This window comes from Capnocytophaga gingivalis, from assembly GCF_002302415.1.
In the GTDB taxonomy this organism is placed as follows: domain Bacteria; phylum Bacteroidota; class Bacteroidia; order Flavobacteriales; family Flavobacteriaceae; genus Capnocytophaga; species Capnocytophaga gingivalis.
This window is the reverse complement of sequence record NZ_CP022386.1, coordinates 518,052-538,447: the sequence shown is the minus strand read 5'-3', so window position 1 is coordinate 538,447 and position 20,396 is coordinate 518,052. Positions and strand designations below refer to the sequence as shown.

Annotated in this window: 19 protein-coding genes, 2 tRNA genes and 1 pseudogene; 20 read left to right on the top strand and 2 right to left on the bottom strand. The window is 38.4% G+C overall.

Features of this window, described 5'->3' with window-relative positions; all coding sequences use genetic code 11:
• Nucleotides 1-6: 6 nt before the first annotated feature.
• The 10 genes and pseudogenes from obgE (at nt 7) to CGC50_RS02560 (ending at nt 12,449) form a co-directional block, all read left to right on the top strand.
• Nucleotides 7-1,005 carry a GTPase ObgE gene (obgE, locus tag CGC50_RS02605; protein WP_095909553.1) on the top strand — a complete coding sequence of 333 codons (999 nt, stop codon included), beginning with the start codon at nt 7-9 and terminating at the stop codon, nt 1,003-1,005.
• Between the two features lie 148 nt (nt 1,006-1,153).
• A complete protein-coding gene (locus CGC50_RS02600; RefSeq protein WP_095909552.1) occupies nt 1,154-1,582 on the top strand; it encodes a DNA primase in 429 nt (142 codons plus the stop codon).
• A 158-nt stretch (nt 1,583-1,740) separates the two neighbouring features.
• Complete coding sequence (rpsO, locus tag CGC50_RS02595; RefSeq protein WP_002668244.1) at nt 1,741-2,010, top strand: 30S ribosomal protein S15; 270 nt, start codon at nt 1,741-1,743, stop codon at nt 2,008-2,010.
• A gap of 136 nt (nt 2,011-2,146) precedes the next feature.
• Nucleotides 2,147-4,330, top strand: coding sequence for a polyribonucleotide nucleotidyltransferase (locus tag CGC50_RS02590; protein WP_095909551.1), 2,184 nt, complete (start codon nt 2,147-2,149; stop codon nt 4,328-4,330).
• A gap of 167 nt (nt 4,331-4,497) precedes the next feature.
• The gene (locus CGC50_RS02585) at nt 4,498-4,776 is read left to right on the top strand and encodes a glutaredoxin-2 domain protein (protein WP_095909550.1); all 279 of its coding nucleotides are present in this window, start codon (nt 4,498-4,500) and stop codon (nt 4,774-4,776) included.
• Nucleotides 4,773-5,254: pseudogene (locus CGC50_RS02580) on the top strand (PIN domain-containing protein). Before CGC50_RS02585 ends, CGC50_RS02580 begins: the two are co-directional and overlap by 4 nt.
• A 273-nt stretch (nt 5,255-5,527) precedes the next feature.
• Nucleotides 5,528-6,967 (top strand): DUF3944 domain-containing protein, encoded by a 1,440-nt coding sequence (locus CGC50_RS02575; protein ID WP_095909549.1) that lies wholly within the window; start codon nt 5,528-5,530, stop codon nt 6,965-6,967.
• A 160-nt stretch (nt 6,968-7,127) separates the two neighbouring features.
• The gene (gene gltX, locus CGC50_RS02570) at nt 7,128-8,657 is read left to right on the top strand and encodes a glutamate--tRNA ligase (protein ID WP_095909548.1); all 1,530 of its coding nucleotides are present in this window, start codon (nt 7,128-7,130) and stop codon (nt 8,655-8,657) included.
• Nucleotides 8,658-8,660: 3 nt separating this feature from the next.
• Nucleotides 8,661-9,227, top strand: coding sequence for an aminoacyl-tRNA hydrolase (pth, locus tag CGC50_RS02565; RefSeq protein WP_095909547.1), 567 nt, complete (start codon nt 8,661-8,663; stop codon nt 9,225-9,227).
• 6 nt (nt 9,228-9,233) lie between these two features.
• Nucleotides 9,234-12,449, top strand: coding sequence for a UvrD-helicase domain-containing protein (locus CGC50_RS02560; RefSeq protein ID WP_095909546.1), 3,216 nt, complete (start codon nt 9,234-9,236; stop codon nt 12,447-12,449).
• Nucleotides 12,450-12,596: 147 nt separating this feature from the next.
• On the opposite strand, the gene CGC50_RS02555 is transcribed toward CGC50_RS02560, so the two are convergent.
• Nucleotides 12,597-12,669, bottom strand: a tRNA-Gly gene (locus tag CGC50_RS02555).
• A gap of 29 nt (nt 12,670-12,698) precedes the next feature.
• Nucleotides 12,699-12,771 (bottom strand) — tRNA-Gly (locus tag CGC50_RS02550).
• Between the two features lie 218 nt (nt 12,772-12,989).
• Between CGC50_RS02550 and metK the strand changes: the two genes are divergently transcribed.
• The 10 genes from metK to CGC50_RS02500 all read left to right on the top strand — a co-directional run bounded on the left by metK (nt 12,990) and on the right by CGC50_RS02500 (nt 20,341).
• Nucleotides 12,990-14,240: a methionine adenosyltransferase gene (gene metK, locus CGC50_RS02545; RefSeq protein ID WP_095909545.1), complete on the top strand. Its 1,251-nt coding sequence runs from the start codon at nt 12,990-12,992 to the stop codon at nt 14,238-14,240.
• A 172-nt stretch (nt 14,241-14,412) separates the two neighbouring features.
• Nucleotides 14,413-15,564 carry a Na+/H+ antiporter NhaA gene (gene nhaA / locus CGC50_RS02540; protein WP_002668075.1) on the top strand — a complete coding sequence of 384 codons (1,152 nt, stop codon included), beginning with the start codon at nt 14,413-14,415 and terminating at the stop codon, nt 15,562-15,564.
• A 7-nt stretch (nt 15,565-15,571) separates the two neighbouring features.
• Nucleotides 15,572-16,276, top strand: coding sequence for a YARHG domain-containing protein (locus tag CGC50_RS02535; RefSeq protein ID WP_095911264.1), 705 nt, complete (start codon nt 15,572-15,574; stop codon nt 16,274-16,276).
• 100 nt (nt 16,277-16,376) lie between these two features.
• Nucleotides 16,377-17,138, top strand: coding sequence for an alpha/beta fold hydrolase (locus tag CGC50_RS02530; protein ID WP_095909544.1), 762 nt, complete (start codon nt 16,377-16,379; stop codon nt 17,136-17,138).
• 37 nt (nt 17,139-17,175) lie between these two features.
• On the top strand, nt 17,176-17,880 hold the full coding sequence (locus tag CGC50_RS02525; RefSeq protein ID WP_095909543.1) for a YARHG domain-containing protein: 705 nt from the start codon (nt 17,176-17,178) through the stop codon (nt 17,878-17,880).
• A gap of 39 nt (nt 17,881-17,919) precedes the next feature.
• Nucleotides 17,920-18,783: an SMI1/KNR4 family protein gene (locus CGC50_RS02520; protein ID WP_095909542.1), complete on the top strand. Its 864-nt coding sequence runs from the start codon at nt 17,920-17,922 to the stop codon at nt 18,781-18,783.
• A gap of 39 nt (nt 18,784-18,822) precedes the next feature.
• The gene (locus tag CGC50_RS02515) at nt 18,823-19,164 is read left to right on the top strand and encodes a hypothetical protein (protein WP_095909541.1); all 342 of its coding nucleotides are present in this window, start codon (nt 18,823-18,825) and stop codon (nt 19,162-19,164) included.
• A gap of 13 nt (nt 19,165-19,177) precedes the next feature.
• Nucleotides 19,178-19,465, top strand: coding sequence for a hypothetical protein (locus CGC50_RS02510; protein ID WP_095909540.1), 288 nt, complete (start codon nt 19,178-19,180; stop codon nt 19,463-19,465).
• 119 nt (nt 19,466-19,584) lie between these two features.
• Entirely contained in the window at nt 19,585-20,010 is a 426-nt protein-coding gene (locus tag CGC50_RS02505; protein ID WP_095909539.1) for a hypothetical protein, read from the top strand.
• 4 nt (nt 20,011-20,014) lie between these two features.
• On the top strand, nt 20,015-20,341 hold the full coding sequence (locus CGC50_RS02500) for a hypothetical protein (RefSeq protein WP_095909538.1): 327 nt from the start codon (nt 20,015-20,017) through the stop codon (nt 20,339-20,341).
• Nucleotides 20,342-20,396: the final 55 nt, after the last annotated feature.

Sequence of the window (20,396 nt, the reverse complement as noted above, 5' to 3'; positions counted from 1 at the left end):
AATGTTATGACAGAAGGAAATTTCACAGACTATGTAAAAGTATACGTTCGCTCCGGTAATGGAGGTAAAGGATCCACTCATTTGCACCGAGAAAAATTTGTAGAAAAAGGAGGGCCTGATGGAGGAGATGGAGGTCGAGGTGGTGATATTATCATACGAGGTAATAAAAACCTATGGACACTGATCAATTTTAAGTTCCAACAGCACTTCCGAGCGGAACATGGCGGAGATGGTGGAGCCAATCGTAGTACAGGAGCTGATGGTAATAGTGTGTACTTGGAGGTGCCTTTGGGTACTATTGTCAAAGACGCACTAACCGACGAGGTTCTTTTTGAGATTACCGAAGATAAGGAAGAAAAAATAGCCCTCAAGGGAGGGAAAGGAGGATTGGGTAACTGGCATTTTCGCACTTCGACCAACCAGACTCCACGCTATGCGCAGCCAGGAATCCCAGGAGAAGAAAGGGAACTGCTCTTGGAACTCAAGGTACTTGCCGATGTAGGATTGGTAGGCTTCCCCAATGCAGGTAAGTCTACACTGCTCTCAGTGCTTACTTCAGCCAAACCCAAAATAGCGGATTACCCATTTACAACTCTAAAACCTAATTTAGGAATTGTACGATATCGTGATTTTCAATCGTTTGTTATAGCTGATATTCCAGGTATTATAGAAGGAGCCTCTCAAGGGAAAGGCTTAGGACATTATTTCCTGCGACATATAGAGCGTAATTCTGTATTGCTCTTCTTGGTACCTGCTGATAGCCCTAATATAGTGGAGGAATACCATATTCTTCTGAAAGAATTGGAGAAATACAATCCAGAATTATTGGACAAGCAGCGCCTCCTTGCTATCTCAAAAACCGATTTGTTAGACCAAGAACTTCAAGGACTTATTGAGAAGGAACTTCAGGCAGCTTATTTAGACCTTCCTTACCTACTTATCTCCTCTGTTGCTCAGCAAGGAATAACAATCCTAAAGGATAGATTGTGGCAATTACTTCAATAATTAACATAATTTAATCTATACAAAAGCTCTAAAAAATGTAAAATCAGTTAAATTAAATATGAAAAATAACTTTTTATTTAACGTATTGATAAAGTGCATATTTATTTTTTTCTTTTAATTTTGCACCGCTTAAATCTTAAACAAATAAATGAAAAGAGCCATTGTTGACTATAAGAAACTAACCAAAGACATCTTGGCTTTGCTGGTAGAAAAATATCCAGAAGGTTATCAAGATCATGATGTTATCCGATTCAAGAATGCTAAAAATGAAACTGTAGAGGCGTTAGAAGTGCGTACAGAGGATACTATTTATTTAGTAAAAGTAAGCACTCGATTGGCTACTTCTATGGAACGTTATGATGAGGATGAGGACGATTATTATTCAGACACATTAGAAATGTCCAGAGAGGATGAAATTGCCCTCAAGCGTAAGAAGGATATTTCAAAAGCATCACTTCATATCGATGATGATGAGGAAGAGGAAGAAGAAGAGGAGGAGCATTACAGAGATGATTATCATGATCAGCGAGATGATGATGACGAAGATGACGATGAAGACGAAGAAGATGATGATTAAGTTAAGAATAGAGTGGGGAATACTTCTGCAATAGCAGGAGTATTTCTTTTTTCGAGGGAATAAAGATTTTCTTAGAAAAAGTTGTGTATAAAAAATATTTATACTACCTTTGCCCCCGATTTAAAAAATACATAATAATCATTTTAAACAATATTGGAATGTATCTAACAAAAGAAACAAAAGCAGAAATCTTCAAAAAGCATGGAGGAAGTGAAACCAATACAGGTTCCACAGAAGGGCAAATCGCTCTATTTACCTTCCGTATCAATCACCTAACAGAGCACTTGCGTGCCAACCGTAAGGACTACAATACAGAGCGTTCGTTAGTAAGGCTCGTAGGAAAGCGCAGAAGTCTGTTAGACTATCTAAAAGAAAAAGATATTGAGAGATATCGTGCTATTATTAAGGAATTAGGTATCCGAAAATAATTTTGTTACACAACAAAAGGGGGCTCTATGCCCCTTTTTTCTTAAAAAGAAGCCATTAAAATATTTATTAAATAGTTTTTCATTGGAATAGCAATAGCAACACAACACTATTTGTTTCATTTTAATAAAAACTTTTATGATTCCAGAAGTAAAAAAAGAGATAATTACTCTTGCCGATGGACGTACAATCTCCATTGAAACAGGAAAATTGGCCAAGCAGGCCGATGGTTCCGTAGTGGTACAAATGGGCAATGCCATGCTCTTGGCCACAGTCGTTGCTAATAAGGAAGCAGGTGAAGGTGTGGATTTCCTTCCTTTGACCGTAGATTATCGTGAAAAATTTGCTGCTGCTGGGCGCTTCCCCGGTGGTTTCTTCAAGCGTGAAGCACGCCCCAGTGATCAGGAAATCCTTACAATGCGCTTGGTGGATAGGGTATTGCGACCTCTCTTCCCTAAGGAATACTACTGCGAAGTACAGGTGATGATTCAGCTCATGTCTCATGATGAGAACGTGATGCCTGATGCCTTGGCGGGACTCGCTGCCTCTGCTTGCTTGGCGGTATCGGACATCCCTTTCGATGGACCTATCTCCGAGGTACGCGTAGGGCGTATCAATGGGGAGTTCATCATCAACCCAAGTGCACAGCAATTGGCAGAATCGGATATGGATATCATGGTCGGAGCCTCTAAGGAGTTTGTTGCCATGGTAGAAGGGGAAATGGATGAGGTATCTGAAAAGGATATGGCCAATGCTATCCATTTTGCTCATGAAGCAATTAAGGTACAGATAGAAGCACAAGAGCGTCTCCGTGAGCGTGTAGGGAAAACTATACGAACCTATGAGGTACCACAGGAGAACGAAGAAGTGGCTAAGAAGATCTATGATTTCTGCTATGATAAATGCTATGCTATTGCCAAGGAAAATACAACTAAGCATGAGCGTAGTGACAAGTTCGACGCAGTAAAAGAAGCTTGCAAAGCACTCTTCAGTGAAGAAGAATTGGAAGAATATGCTCCTTTGGTAAGTAAATACTTCTCTAAAGCACAAAAAGAAGCTGTCCGTAACCTCATTCTCAACGAGGATCTCCGTTTGGATGGTAGAAATACTAAACAAATACGTCCTATATGGTGCGAGGTTGGCTACTTGCCTTCTCCTCATGGTTCGGCTATCTTTACCCGTGGGGAGACACAGTCTCTTACTACTGTGACCTTGGGAACTTCTCGCGAGGCCAATGTGATAGATATTCCTTCCGAACAGGGAGAAGAACGTTTCTACTTGCATTATAATTTTCCTCCTTTTTCCACAGGGGAAGCTCGTCCGCTTAGAGGAACTTCTCGCCGTGAGGTAGGACATGGAAATCTTGCTCAGCGTGCACTTAAGCGTATGATTCCAGAGGATTGCCCTTATACTGTACGTGTGGTTTCTGAGATATTGGAGTCCAATGGTTCCTCTTCTATGGCTACAGTGTGCGCAGGTACCTTAGCCCTTATGGATGCAGGTATCCAGATGAAAAAACCTGTTTCAGGAATTGCCATGGGGCTCATCACTGATGGCGACAAATACGCTGTACTTTCCGATATCTTGGGCGACGAAGACCACTTGGGCGATATGGACTTCAAGGTAACAGGAACTAAGGATGGTATCACTGCATGCCAAATGGATATCAAGATCAAGGGACTCACTTATGAAATCTTGGAAAAAGCCTTAGAGCAAGCCCGTGAAGGACGTATGCATATCCTTGGTAAAATCACCGATACTATAGCCGTGCCAAACCCAACTGTGAAGCCACATGCGCCTAAGATTGTACGCCTTGAGATGCCTAAGGAATACATCGGTGCTTTCATTGGTACTGGTGGTAAGAATATCCAAGACCTACAAGCAAGAACTAAGACTACTATTGTGGTAGAAGAAGTGGGCGAATTAGGTATTGTAGAGATCCTCGGTACCGATGCTGATGGTATCCAAGAAGCGGTAGATGCTGTATACCATGTATCCTTTGAGCCTGTAGAAGGTGAGGTGTACAAGGTACGTGTAGCTCGCTTGGTAGAGTTTGGTGCCTTTGTAGAGTTTGTCCCAGGTAAGGACTCGCTCCTACATGTATCCGAAATCGCATGGGAGCGTGTAGAGAAACCTTCAGATGTACTCAAAGAAGGCGATATTATCGAAGTGAAATACCTTGGTATAGATCCTAAGACGAAGAAAACTCGTGTATCTCGCAAGGCACTCCTTCCACGTCCGGAAAATCTCGAAAAGAGAGAAAAACCTCATTCCGATAAGGAAAAAAAAGACAAACCCCACTTTAAGAAAGATAAAAAATAGACTTTCTTAAGTGAAGAATAAATAATGAAAAGTGAAGAATTACCTCATGTGATTCTTCACTTTTTCGTTCTAATCTCTACCTTGGTATAATTTTTGTGCTTACTATTAGGAAATAATTTCTACCTTTGTACTCAAAACTAAGAATTCAAAACTCAAAACTAATACTTATGCCATATACAATTACTGTACTCAATGATAGCCCCCAGGCCTTAGCCTATATAAAGGAGGCCGAAACCCTTGATTTTGTAAAGGTTACAAAAACTAAGGAGACAAAGAAAAAGATAACTACCAAAGCAAAGGCTACGCCAGCCTCCGAACTATTGGAAGAAGATGAAAATGGAATACCTCTTAAATATAAAGAGGAGATACTGGCGCTTTCTCAAAAAACAAAGAAAGCAGCAACTAAACGATTTTATGAGAAAAGGGCTGAAAAAAGTATATCATGATAGTCATTACAGATACTAATATCTTTTATAGTGCCCTGCACCTCATGGTGAGATAGCAAAAATACTATCAGAAAGAAAAAATGTACAATTTTTAGTTCCTGATTATCTTTTAGAAGAAATTGAAGAACATTTGCCAGATATAGCAAAGATTACTAAGAAAACACAAAAACAGATAAAAACAGAATTCTATAATATTTTAGAAGAGTTTGTTATTCTTACTTCTAAGGATATAACGGAGGCAAACCTGTTAAAAGCAGAGAAAATAACTAAAGATATAGATGTGGACGATATCCCTTTCATTGCCTTTCATCTACAATACAAACATAAAATATGGTCACTAGACAAGAAACTTATTTCAGGTCTGACAGAAAAAGGTTACGGGCATTTCTTTATTTCTACCAATGAAGTAAGAAAATACCTTTTACAAAAAGAAAAAATAATCTCTAAAAATTTTGTTTATTTAAAAAATTATTCGTAATTTTGATCTATCAATTAGGTTAATTCTAAACAAATGAAAAATAGTGTTCTTATAGCACAAAACAATAGGACCCAAGCAAATAAAATATTTCCATGCACTATAAATAGCATAGCTCATAGACGTATGGTAAAATTTTTGACATAAGCTAATCAGCTCATAATTTTTTTGAGAATGGGTTAGCTTTTCTTATATAGAAATAATAGTAAATATGAGAATAATAGTATTATATTTATATAGTTAGAAAATTCTTAAAACATTAAAAATAATAAAAATATGGCATATTTAGAGGATGGAAATTTAGAATTTCTACAATATTGTAGTACAGAGGATCTACAAATATTGGTAGATTACTTAACTAAAGACAAGGATGGTCAATTACGTGTTTCTGAAGAATTGACAACTAAAGAATCTTATAAAAAATATTATCCACATAGTTTACCCATAATGTGGAAAGAAATAGCAGAAGAACTACAACATTATGGAGGAAATACTTTTGCTAATACTTTTCGTGGAACAGGGGTTACCTATAGAGAAATATTGGAAGATGTAACTAGAAAACAGAAAGTAAATTTTAATTCTAACAATAGTGTAGAACAAATAGAACAATATTTTTTACAATCTATTATGGAGAAAACTATTGAAGGAATGTCAGAGGAAGAACTAAAAAACTTCCTTAAGGAAATGAATGCTGGAAAAATAGTTGGAACAAAACAAGCTCTAACAGCAGGAGCTCTAACAGCTCTTAGATTAGGAGGTTTTGGAACCTATAAAGTGGCTGTAGTTGTAGCTAATGCAGTTGCAAAAAGTTTGTTAGGAAGAGGATTGACTCTTGCAGGGAATGCTACTCTGACAAGAACTTTAGGAGTGGCTTTGGGCCCTATAGGTTGGATTATTACAGCACTATGGACAGCTATAGATATAGCCTCTCCTGCCTATAGAGTTACAATTCCTTGTGTGATACAGGTAGCTTATATGCGTTTGAGACTCCAAGAAGCCAGTCTTAAAGAGAATGATTTTTCTAATGAAATATCCAAAGAAGAACTTAATTCTTCGGATTCTGAAGCATTTAATGAAGTAAATAAAAAAGATATTCAGAGTTTTTTTGATGAGCTTCAGAAACTAAGAAATAAGAATGAACTTCAAGGAGCTCTTATGCTCTTAGAACAAAAAGAGGAGAAATATGGTTTTTTACCAGAGTTTAAATTAGCTAAAGAACAAATAGTACAAAATATTCAACATATAAAGGCTAGGAGTTTCTTTAATAAAATACAAAATCTATTAGATGAAGAAAAGTGCGAAGAAGCAATAAAGCTATTAAATGCTAATGCTACAAATTATTCTTCCTATGAAGAATTTTTTACTTTGATGCGAAAAGCGGATTATAAAATGAGTTTAATGAAAGCAAAGAATTACTTTGATTCTTTAGAAAAGCTTTTGAATGAAAATGATTATGAATCTGTTCTAAGAAGTTTGAGTGAAAATAAAGAAACCTATGCAATATATAGTAGATTTAGTAAGCTACATGAACAAGCTCTTTCAAAGAAAAAGGAAGGAGAACTTGAATCGTTTTTTGATAATTTAGAAACTTTATTAAAGGAAGGTAAATGTAAAGAAGTTCTAAAGATACTATATCAAAATGAAGAAAAATATCAATCTTTTGGACGTTTTAAAGAAATAGAAGAAAAGGTGTTGAATGGTTTAAAAGAAAATTAGATTTATTGATTTATGAAAATAGGCTGCCTCTCAAGGCAGCCTATTTTTAGATTATAGGATAAATTCTTTGATTTTTCTTGTATCTTAAATTACCAAATCAGCTTCTGTGCTAATTGGAAAATAATTCGTATTTTTGCCCTCTGATAAATGTATATATTTTATGGCTAAGAGTGTACGGGTGCGCTTTGCACCCAGTCCTACAGGACCGTTACATATAGGGGGGCTACGTACTGCCCTCTTTAACTATTTATTTGCTAAAAAGCATGGTGGGGATTTCCTCTTGCGTATTGAGGATACTGACCAAGTGCGCTATGTGGAGGGGGCAGAAGCCTATATCATGGAAGCCCTCCAGTGGTGCGGCATCACCTATGACGAGGGGGTAGGCAAGGAGGGAGGGCCTCATGCTCCCTATCGCCAGAGCGAGCGTAAGGCAATCTATGCTGAGTATGCCCAGATGCTTTTGGACAAGGGCGAGGCTTACTATGCTTTTGATACTGCTCAGGAGCTGGATGCGCAGCGTAAGGCCTATGAAGAACGCGGAGAGACTTTTATCTACAATTGGCATAACCGCGAAAAGCTCAACAATGCTTTCTCTCTTTCTCCAGAAGAGGTGAAAAAACGTATAGAAGAAGGGGTGCCATATGTGGTACGCTTTAAGATGCCTCAAGAAACTCTTACCCTGCACGACCTTATCCGTGGTGAGGTGGTGGTCGATACCAAGCTCTTGGACGACAAGGTGCTCTTCAAGTCCGATGGTATGCCTACTTATCACTTAGCTAATATTGTGGATGACCACCTCATGGAGATTACTCATGTGATCCGTGGCGAAGAGTGGTTACCTTCTATGGCGCTGCATGTGCTTATGTATAGGGCTTTTGGCTGGCAGGCACCTCAGTTTGCTCACCTGCCGCTGATTCTCAAGCCAGCGGGTATGGGCAATGGAAAGCTTAGTAAGCGTGATGGTGACAAGATGGGCTTTCCTGTATTTCCTCTGGAATGGGTGGATCCTGTAACTAAAAATATCTCCAAGGGCTACCGCGAAGGAGGGTATTTGCCTGAGGCCTTAGTGAACTTCTTAGCGCTGTTGGGCTGGAACCCTGGAGTAGAGCAGGAACTCTTCTCAGTAGAGGAGTTGATCTCTCTCTTTGATTTAGAAAAGGTCAATAAGGCGGGTGCTCACTTTGATATAGAAAAAATCAAGTGGTTCAATCACCAATATTTGCAAAAAATACCTGTAGCTACTCTCGTGGAGGATTTCTCACCCATAGTGGTAGAAAAAGGTGTAAAGGTCTCCAAGGACAAACTTACAGAGATAGTGTCTCTTATCCGCGAACGCGTGACTTTCCTCACTGACCTTTGGGATTTGGCTCACTTCTTCTTTGAAGCTCCTACCCAGTACGATGCCAAGGCGCTCAAAAAACAATGGAAGGAAAACTCCGCCGAGATAGCAACACAGTTGGTAACTGTGATAGAAGGACTTACCGACCTTACTCCTCATCATATAGAGACACAGATCAAGGATTTTATTACCCAGAATAACCTTGATTTAGGACAAGTAATGCCACTTATCCGCCTTTCTTTAGTAGGGGAGATGAAGGGGCCAGATGTGTTCTCTATCATCGCTATCTTAGGGCGTGAGGAGACAATACGTCGCTTACAACATCTTGTACAATATGCTAAGCAGCAGTAAGTTATGAAGAAATATCTTATCGTAGGTCTGGGAAATATAGGGGAGGAATACCATTACACACGCCACAATATAGGTTTCTTAGCAGTGGAGCACTTAGCCCAGCAGAAGGGTGTCTCTTTTGAGACAGTACGCTTGGGGGATGTGGCTACTTTTTCTCACAAAGGGCGTACCTTTATTCTTCTGAAACCTTCTACTTTTATGAATCTGAGTGGAAAAGCAATAAAGTACTGGTTGGAAAAGGAAAAGATACCTATAGAAAATCTCTTAGTGATTGCCGACGACCTGAATATTCCTTTTGGGAGTATTCGTATCAAGAAAAAGGGTTCGGATGGAGGGCATAATGGTTTTAAGAATATCCAAGAGGAACTCCAGACCACCACTTATGCCCGCTTGCGCTTTGGTATCAGTGCCAACTATGCTAAGGGTACCCAGATAGATTATGTATTGGGGCGCTGGAGGGAAGATGAAGTAGCTTTGCTTCCTGAACGATTGGAAAAGATCAGTGAGGCGATACTCTCTTTTGGTCTGGCAGGAGCGGATACAACTATGAATCTGTATAACAATAAGTAAAGCCCTATGGGAAATATCCAAATCTACAATGCATCGGCAGGTAGTGGGAAAACTTTCACACTGGTAAAGTCTTTCCTTAAGCTTATTTTAGCTACTAAGAATGTAGAGGCCTACAAGACACTCTTGGCCATTACCTTTACCAATAAGGCGGTCAATGAGATGAAGGAACGAGTAATCAATCAGTTACTCCTTTTCTCTACGCCCGATGCTTTGGTAGAGGAAGGGGAGAAAAAGGCCTCGGACGATATTATGTTTGTCCAGCTTGCTCAGGAGCTACTTCTTTCTCATGAAGAGTTACAGGAGCGTTCTCAGAAGGTTTTAAAGCATATCCTGCATAACTATGCAGGATTTACTATTACTACTATTGACGGTTTTAACCAGCGGTTGATACGCTCTTTTGCGTTTGACCTAAAGCTCAATCCTAATTTTGAAGTTTTCTTGGAGACAGATGATCTTTTGCGCTTGGCTATAGAAAATTTGTTTAAGAAAGCTAATGAAAATCAGCTCCTTACAAAACTTCTTTTGGAGTTCTCTCGCAATAAAATAGAAGAGGATAAGGATTGGGATATTGAGACTGAGCTCTTTGATATCGCTAAGCTCTTGACCAATGAGAATCATTATACCTATATAAAGGAATTAGAAGAAAAACAATTGTCTGATTTTCAGTCTCTCAAAGAAGATTTGAAACAGCAGCGTAAAGGATTGTATACAGTGGTAGAGGATGCTGTAAAACATTTCTTTACTTTTACTCAAAAGGAGGGAATCACGGCGGATCATTTCACCCGAGGTTCTTTATATAATTTCTTTGATAAAATTAGAAAAAACGGATTTTTTGCTATAGATAAGGGGGTATTTGACCGAGTTTGGTTTGTCGAATCTGAAGAAAAACCGCTTTATTCTAATGGATTATTAAAAAAGGATCCAGCAATAGCACAACTATTGGATGAAAATCAACAATGGATATCCGATTTGTTACATTCTATAGAAAAAAGTTATTGGTGGGATCAGTTTTATAAGCGTTTGATAAAAAATGTTACTCTTTTGGCAGTACTCAAAAGTCTACAAGAGGAAATTATCGCAATCAAGGAGGAAGAAAATATATTGCCTATCTCTGAGTTCAATAGCATTATCCACCAGACAATTATTGATGAACCTTCTCCCTTTATATATGAGAAGATAGGTACCCGCTATCAACACTATTTCATAGACGAATTTCAGGATACTTCCACCCTACAATGGGAGAATATGCTCCCTTTAGTAGCCGATGCAGTACATAGTGAAAACCTCAGCAAGCAGCAGGGGTCACTGCTTATCGTGGGTGATGCTAAGCAGTCTATTTATCGCTGGCGTGGGGGTAGGGCAGAGCAGTTCATGGAACTCTATAACAAGGAAAAGAAACCTTTTCACCTGATACAAGAAGTTCAGAATCTCGACTATAACTATCGAAGCCGTCGGGAGGTGATTGCCTTCAATAACAGTTTTTTCCACTTTGTGGCCACTCATCCTTTGCTTTTTAATAATAGTGGAAAGCATCGGTATGGGGAGCTATATCTCGAGGCAGAACAGAAAATTCCTGACAGGGAAGCGGAAAGAGGGTTTATAAGTATAGAATTTATTGATAAGAAGAACATTCAAGAAGCAAATAATTCGGAAGAAGAGGTTATAGAAGGAGAAAATGTAGTTGAGCAAACAGATATTCGTATAGAAACGATTGAAAAGTATATAAAAGAAGCAAAAAGTTATGGCTATTTGGATAAAGATATTTGTATACTCTCTAGGAGAAATAAAGAATGTATTGAGATAGCTGCACAATTGTCTGAAAAAGGATATAATGTTATTTCTTCAGAAGCTTTATTGCTTAAAAATATTCCTGAAATACAGTTTTTGATTCACCTAATATCTATTTCATTATATCAAACCAATGAAAAGGAAAAGATAGCCTTGCTTTTCTCCTATGCCAAGGTGAAGCAAATTACAGAACTACACGCTTTTATGAGTCAGTATGTTCATAAGCCAGTGGAGGCTTTCTTCTCTGCTATGGGATTTTCTTTGTCTCATTTTCACTTATATTCTTTCTATGAGGGTATCGGTTATGCAATAAGAGTATTTGGTTTGACCAAGCCTTCGGATGCTTATTTGGCACAGTTCCTCAATGTCATATACGAATATAAGAGTGTGCGCAATGGTAATATTGCGGATTTCCTGACCTATTGGGAAGAAAAGAAGGACAAGCTGGCCATTAGTGCTCCTGAAGGGGTCAATGCAATATCTATTATGACCATTCACAAAAGTAAGGGGTTGGAGTTTCCTGTGGTTATTTATACAGATGTTAATGATTCGTTGCGTTCAGGTAAGGATACCCTTTGGATACGTGTACCTAAGGAGCAATATCATGGTTTTGAACATTTGCTTATAGATGACTATAGTGGTCTGGAAAAGATAGATGCGGAGATTGTACTACAACAGAGCCAAATGGAACTCTTGGATGCTATCAATACTATGTATGTGGCTATGACACGCCCCAAGGATCTGCTCTATATCCTCAGCCAGCGCCCCAAGGAGAAGGAACAGGAGAAGATCTCTACTCTTTCTGGGGTGCTACAGGCTTATCTACAGGCCGAAGGTAGGTGGAATCCCTCTGAATCTCACTATACCTTTGGTCAGATACTTCCTATAGAGAGGGCTACCTTAGGAGAGAATGATTATATTCCTTTTAAGCAAAGGTCTGTTATATCCCCTTCCTATACTATCGTAACCCGATCAGGTTCTATGTGGAATACCTCTCGAGAGGAGGCGATCGCTCGTGGAAATCTTCTACATGAGATCCTCGGACAGCTTATCACTCAGGAGGATATACCTGAATTGTTGCATCATTTTTTCTTGGAAGGACGCATCTCTCAGGAGCAAATGGCACCTCTGAGCCATCAATTGGAGAAAATTACCACTCATCCTTTGCTAAAAGAGTACTATACTAAGGAGTATATCATTTACAACGAACGTGAATGGTTGGATATCACAGGGGAGTACCTCCGTCCTGACCGTGTCGCTTACCATAAGCCTACACAGAGAGCTGTGATTATTGATTACAAAACGGGGGAAGATCACCCCCAGTATCAAGCACAACTAAGGCGCTATGCCCAGACCCTTGAGCAAACCGGCTGGGAGGTAATACAATCTTTTTTGGTATTTATCAATGAAGAAATTAGGGTAATCTCCCTGTAGGGGCGAATTGCAATTCGCCCTTTTTGTGAGTCAATTCGCCCTTTTTGTGAGTCAATTCACTCTTTTGTGAGTCAATTCACTCTTTTGTGAGTCAATTCGTCCTTATAAACTAAAAAATCCTTGATGAAGCATCAAGGATTTTTTTCGAGCGGGAGACGAGGTTCGAACTCGCGACATTCAGCTTGGAAGGCTGACGCTCTACCAACTGAGCTACTCCCGCAACAAATCTAAAAATAATATGAAAAAACGAGCGGGAGACGAGGTTCGAACTCGCGACATTCAGCTTGGAAGGCTGACGCTCTACCAACTGAGCTACTCCCGCATTTTGACGGTGCAAAGGTAAGACATTTTTTTATTTCTACCAAACAAAAATGAAAAAAAATCTATCTGAGAAAAATAATAGACTGATTTGTTTTATTTCTCAATGAAAAACCGTAACTTTGCCCCACTATTAATCGAGGACAGATTTGACTGATTGCCACCTCATCGCAATGACGATAAAAGATGCTAAACCAGTAATCTCCTCATAAACTTTAATTTATGGGATATTTATTTACTTCCGAATCAGTGTCTGAAGGACACCCTGACAAAATCGCTGACCAGATTAGCGATGCTCTCATTGACCACTTTCTCGCTTTTGACCCTTCGTCCAAAGTAGCTTGCGAAACTTTAGTAACCACCGGACAGGTGATTCTTGCCGGAGAAGTGAAATCCAAAACTTATCTCGATGTACAGCAAATCGCTCGTGATGTGATTAGGCGAATAGGCTATACCAAGAGTGATTATATGTTCGAAGCCAACTCTTGTGGAGTACTCTCTGCTATACATGAACAGTCTCCTGATATCAATCAAGGAGTGGTGCGTCACTCTCCAGAGGAACAAGGAGCAGGCGATCAGGGAATGATGTTCGGATATGCTACTCGTGAGACGGATACTTATATGCCATTGCCTTTGGCACTCTCTCATGCCATTGTACGGGAATTGGCTACTTTACGCCGTGAAAATAACCAAATCACTTACTTACGCCCCGATGCCAAGAGCCAAGTAACCCTTGAGTATAGCGATGATAATAAGCCTGTTCGCATAGATAGTATTGTGATCTCCACTCAGCATGATCCTTTTGATACCGAAGCAAAGATGCTTGCTAAGATCAAAGAGGATATGATTCAGATACTTATCCCTCGTATCAAAGAGCAGTATTCCAACTATGCGCATCTTTTTGATGAAAATATCAAATATCATATTAATCCTACTGGGGTCTTTGTTATTGGAGGACCTCACGGAGATACAGGACTTACAGGCCGTAAGATTATTGTAGATACTTACGGGGGCAAGGGAGCTCACGGAGGGGGTGCTTTCTCAGGGAAAGATCCTAGCAAGGTAGACAGAAGTGCTGCCTATGCCACCCGCCATATTGCTAAGAATATGGTAGCGGCAGGCATAGCCGATGAGATGCTTGTGCAGGTAAGCTACGCCATAGGGGTAGCCGAGCCAACAGGGGTCTATGTCAATACCTATGGTACTTCCAAGGTGGCACTTACCGATGGACAAATCGCTCAGAAGGTCAGAGAAATCTTCTCTCTACGCCCTTATGATATAGAACAGCGCTTGAAACTGCGTTATCCTATTTATAGCGAAACAGCCGCTTATGGTCATATGGGAAGAAGTCCTGAGGTGGTAAAGAAAGTATTCGCTTCTCCTTATCATAATACCAAAACTATTGAGGTAGAGCTCTTTACATGGGAAAAATTAGACTATGTAGAGACCATCCGAAAGGCTTTTGGACTATAACGTCTCAGAGAACTCTAATATACCAAAGAGACTACCCCGATAAGGATAGTCTCTTTTTGTTATTAAAGCGTGCCACTATTGGCACAATTCAGTATTGTAAAACTAAGTATAAATCACAGATTCCCCAATTATAAATATTTAAATATCAAATTATAATAAAAGATTAATTATCATGAAGCTAATTACAATTTTAAAAGAATTCTTCCTTAAGAATCAATCCTCAGGGGTGTTGTTGATCCTCTGTGTAGTACTTTCTTTGACAATCGCCAATTCCCCTATGGCGGAAAGTTTTCAGGCACTCTTAGACCAAGAGGTAGGGCCTTATTCGATCAGTATGTGGATTAATGATGCCCTGATGGCTATCTTCTTCCTATTGCTAGGATTGGAGATCAAGCGGGAGATCCTCAAGGGCGAACTCTCGGATATCAGGAGTGCTTCCCTCCCGATAGTAGCTGCTATAGGGGGGATGATCGTGCCTGCGGTTATCTTTTCCTTACTGAATTATGGGACACCTTATAGCAAGGGCTGGGCGATTCCTATGGCTACAGATATTGCCTTTTCCTTGGCAGTCATCTCTATGTTGGGCAGGGGGGTGCCTATAGCGATTAAGGTCTTTTTAGTAGCCTTGTCCATAGTAGATGACTTGGGAGCTATTGTGGTGATTGCCCTCTTCTATACCGATGCGATTCACTGGAGTTACCTGCTCTATAGTGGGGGAATCATAGCCGTATTATGTTTGTTGAACTATCTTAAGGTGAGAAAAATCGTATTTTACTTGCTCTTAGGAGTACTCTTGTGGTATTGTATGCACCATTCAGGAATACATGCTACTATAGCAGGGGTTATTTTGGCCTTTACTATGCCTGCTAATGCGGAAAAAGGTAAAAAATCTCCTTTAGAAAAGCTGGAACATGCCCTACAAATCCCTGTAGGCTATATCATTATGCCCGTTTTTGCCTTGGCTAATACCAATATCACCTATAAGTCAGGTATGATAGAGGGATTATCCTCTTCTTTGGGAGTAGGAGTTGTTTTAGGGCTTATCTTGGGCAAACTCGTAGGGATCAACCTTTTCTCCTTTATAGCCGTTAAGCTGAAGATAAGCACCTTACCACATGCCAGTCGTTGGATACACATGATAGGCGTAGGGCTATTGGGAGGGATAGGCTTTACCATGTCTATCTTTATCTCCTTGCTTTCCTTTAAGGAACATGAATTACAAGATGCAGCCAAATTTGCTATTCTAACGGCCTCTATACTTGCAGGGGCTTTGGGATATATATTGCTAAGAAGTGGCACCAAGAAAGAAAACAAATCTGTTTAGAGACTATATGAAATATTTATACTTTTTATCAATAGCGTTATTCTCATTAAGCGCAATGGCACAGCTAAAAGATTGTGCTACTTGTGCAACTCAAGTGGTTAAGGAACAAAAAATTAGCAAATTAAGCATAGATGAATTGCGCTTCCTTACTAACGACCTCTACGCTCGCAAAGGCTATAAGTTTAAAGACTATGAAATAAGCAATTACTTTAATGAAAAACCGTGGTATAAGCCTGTAAGTGACAATAGTAAAGTGAAACTCAACGCAGTGGAGGAACAGAATGTAAAGCTATTTCAAGAACGCACAGCAATACTAAAAGCTGATAGAGAAAAACTCATAGAAGCATTGCGAAGTTTAAAAGCAGAAGCTCAAAAAGGAAATATTTCTATTTTAAAAAATAATGGAGAAGAATATTTTAATAAAGTGATTACTAAGATAGATATAGATAACATTCACTGGATTAAAAATCAAGGGTATTATAGTGCAGAAATTGATGATTTTAAGGAGACAAATCGATATTTTATATGGATTGAAGGTAATAAAGTGACAATTCAGTGTGATGAAAATGGGCATTCTAAAAAAGTATCAGAAGATAAGATTAAGGGAGTCTATGACACAAATGAGTTTGAGGTTATGGAAAGCAATATAGGTTGGGAGTTCCGCTGGGATAAGCAAAAATTGGTATTTGTAAGGTTTATTTTAGCAGGATAAAGAGAAAAAGTGATATTCTTTTTCTTTTGACAATACTGATGTTATGAATAAAATATTTCAAGTAGAAAAGCTTTTAATTATTTGACAAAAATATAAGTGTATGCAAGTATATCAAACAAACTTTGGACAGCTGCGTTATCACGATTTGTCAGGCAGTCTTATCCCTATCCTCTTTATACATGGTTTAGGGTGTTGTGGTTCTATGGATTATCTCACTGTTGCTTCAGGGAGTATTCAGGCACATCGCAGGATTATTCCAGACCTATTAGGTTCAGGATTTAGTGATTATAGTGATGATTTCCCTTATACTATAGAAAGTCATGCCTCCCTGCTAAAAAGCTTTGTAGAAAACCTACAGTTAGAGGAATTGGTTATCTACGGACATAGTATGGGAGGAGCAATAGCTATAAAATTAGCTGAAAAATTGGACAAAAAAGTAAAGTTATTGCTCCTAAGTGAAGCCAATTTGGACAATGGAGGAGGATTTTTTTCCAAAAAGATAGCAAACTATTCCTACGAGGATTTTATAAAATTTGGACATGAAGAGCTTATTAGAGAGAATATTCAAAACAATAATAGATTGTGGGCAAAAAGTCTTTCTCTGACAAACCCAACAGCTATTTTCAAGGAGTCTCTTTCCTTAGTAGAGGGGCAATTCCCTACATGGAGGGAGATACTTTATAAGCTTCCTACTACTAAAGTCTTCATTTTTGGAGAACAATCTTTGCCTGACCCCGATTGGGAAAGACTACAAACAGAACATATTCAGGTAAGGGTAATTCCTAATGCAGGTCATTCTATGGCTTGGGAAAATCCTCAAGGTCTTAGTGATGTTATTTATCAGTCAATTGTGGGAAGATAAAATAAAATCAGTATATTTGCGAAAAAATTACTTTACAATGAAACACTTATACTTCTTATCAATAGTGTTGTTCTCATTAAGCGCTACGGCACAGCTAAAAGATTGCGCCACTTGTGCCTCCCAAGTGATTAAGGAACAACAAATCAGCAAATTGAGCATTGATGAATTACGCTTCCTCACCAATGACCTCTACGCTCGCAAAGGCTATAAGTTTAAAGACTATGAAATAAGCAATTACTTTAATGAAAAACCGTGGTATAAGCCTGTAAGTGACAATAGTAAGGTGAAACTCAACGTAGTGGAAGAGCAGAATGTAAAGTTATTTCAAGAACGCACAGCAATACTAAAAGCTGATAGAGAAAAACTCATAGAAGCATTGCGAAGTTTAAAAGCAGAAGTACAGAGAGAGCATAGTCCTATTCCTACAGACAACTATAATGAGCATTTTAGTAAAACCATTGCTAAAATAGATATAGATGATATTCATTGGATTAAAAATCAGGGGTATTATAGTGTAAAGGTTGATAATTTTAGAGGCACCAACAAATATTATATATCTATAGAGGGTAGCGAGGTTGAGATTGTGTGTTTTGAAGATGGCTACTCTGAAAAAGTATCTGAAGATCAAATCAAAGGAGCATACGATATTGGTGAATACGAAGTTATAGAAAGTGCTACTTATTGGAGATTCAAATGGAAAAATCAAAAATTGGTTTTTATAGAGTCTGTAATGGCAGGATAAAGAAAAAACAGCGTGCACTATTCGCAGAATTCAACATATATGAATATAGAAGAAATTAAAAAGAAATTGCAAATACTTTTGGAACTTCCTCAGCTAAAAAAACACAGAGAAGTATATATGAACCCCGTATTGGAAGAAGCAAAAGTAGCCAAAATAGAGAAAGAGAATCGCATCACTTTCCCTGCCGATTATCGTACTTTCATTACCCAAATCGCCAATGGCTGTGTGGGGCCCGATTACGGATTGCGTTCCCTTAAAGAAGCAACGGAAGATTTGATGTGGAAAGACCGGACTATAGACCTCTCTATGCCTTTCCCTTACACCGAGCATTGGAATGAAGAAGAATGGCTTAATAGTATTGATTGGGACGGTGGTGAACGCCCTACCCAAGAGCAGCTGGAAGCCTATATGGATACAAAGCGCATCAGTGGTTGCTTGCAAATATGCCATATAGGGCACGGAGCTTCTTATCTTTTGGTGGTGAATGGTAAGGAAAAAGGCTATATATGGCTCGATAGTCGTCAGGATTATGGTGGACTGTCGCCTGAGTTTAATGAAAAAGGAGAAAAACTCACCTTTGAAATGTGGTATACCGACTGGCTGAATAAGGTAGTAACCCCAGAGAAAGTGTGGTTTGAGAAATCACTCCAGTTTATCAAAAAGGCTTTTCCGAAAATAGAGGAAACAGATTTTAGGCTAATGATTTATGTGCTTCACAAGCATTATTCTGGTATGAACTTAGCAACTCTCATCGCTCAACTCTATGGACTGAACCCAATGGATATTTATTTTGGAAAGGAAAAGTTCATCCAAAGAGAAAACTATGATGAACAAACTATTGAGCAGTATGAAGCCCAATTGCGAGAAAGCGGTTTTTACGATTGGGCAGCAGAGGAAGAGTAGAAAATAAAAAAAGAGTATCTTTGCCTAAAATAGATAACAATGAGTCATAGTTCTAAAACAATATCAACATTCACAAGTGTGGAGGCAATGGATAAGTTTATCAACGATGTGAATTCGGAAGAAGGCTTTACAGATTGGAACTTAACAGAAGAAGAGTTTCAACAGCTTTGGAACTCGCACCTATTTCACGAACTTAATTACGAATTAGATAAACTTATTGATGACTATGAATGGGAGGATATTATAGGGATAGAAGCGCTACAAAAAGCCTATGAAGTTACAGAAGCTAATACCATAAGCAAACTACCTATTGGGCAGGAATTTTTAGTAATGCTTCATAAAGCTATAGAATACAAAACAGGGATATTCTTTTTCTTTTGACAATACTGATGTTATGAATAAAATATTTCAAGTAGAAAAGCTTTTAAACACTAATGAAAATACATTTTCAGTAGCAGGAAGAGTGATTGCAGGGGATATTATTCACAAAAGAGAGGTTTTCAATCTTTGCAAAAAAGACAATAACACTTTGGTAGAGGTAAATTTCACCCTAAAACAAATAGAAATATATGGTCGTTCTATTGATTTTATAGATTTAGGGTGTACAGGAGTGCTATTTTTAGAAGGAGAATGCCCTACTACTCAAATAAAAGAACTAATTATAGCTGAACAAACAATATAACCAAATATTAAAAACCATTCAGCAGTATGAAGCCCAATTGCGCAAAAGCAGTTTTTATGATTGGGCAGCAGAGGAAGAGTAGAGAGTATAACTCAATAAATTTTTAAAATGGTAGTTTTATGGAATTTACAGGAGCGTTTTACCCCTTTTATTCGGACAAACCAATAGAGATAGTCGTACAAAAAATGTTGGATTTTGCTAAGAGTATAGGGTATCAATGGGAATATTTCAATCAAGAAGAATATGACCACAGAGGTTATTTCTTTTGGAAGAATAAAAAGATGCTTACTCTACACGACGAGAAAGGTTATAACACTCTTATCAATGGAGAAGGTTGTTTTTGTTTGGAACTAAAGGAAACTAATCTAAACTGTGGGGCAAAATACTTTGAGTTTGAGCAGGAGCCTTATGATAGTTTTTACAATGATTTTTATTGTGTTTTTTCAAAGGTATATTACTATTACTTAGTGCTTCCAGAAGCCATTGATGAAAATGATTTTTCTTTGAAAGTTTTTAATACTTTACGGGAGATTTTAAAAAGTTAGTGATATGAATTTGATAGACCTTATTACCGATAGACACAATACTCCTTTTTGGAAAATCACCTATCATTGGCATAGAACGTATCAGGCTAAGGGGATACAATATCAACATTTTGTAGGGGAGATTACTAATACGTATAACATTCCCGAAGCGCTTATTTCTTTGTTGGATAAACAATGTAAATTAGTTAATGAAGGTGTTTTCTCGGTTGATGAAATTATCGGGGATAAGATAAAGGCTTTTAAACTCAAATTGCAAAATAAGAACGCTTGTATTGTAAACCTTTATATAGAAGGTGATGGTGTAGATTTTTGTATTGTAGATAAATGCTAAATCTCCTATAAAACAAGTTGTATTTGCTAGTTTGACAGGTAGTTTTTCTATTTTC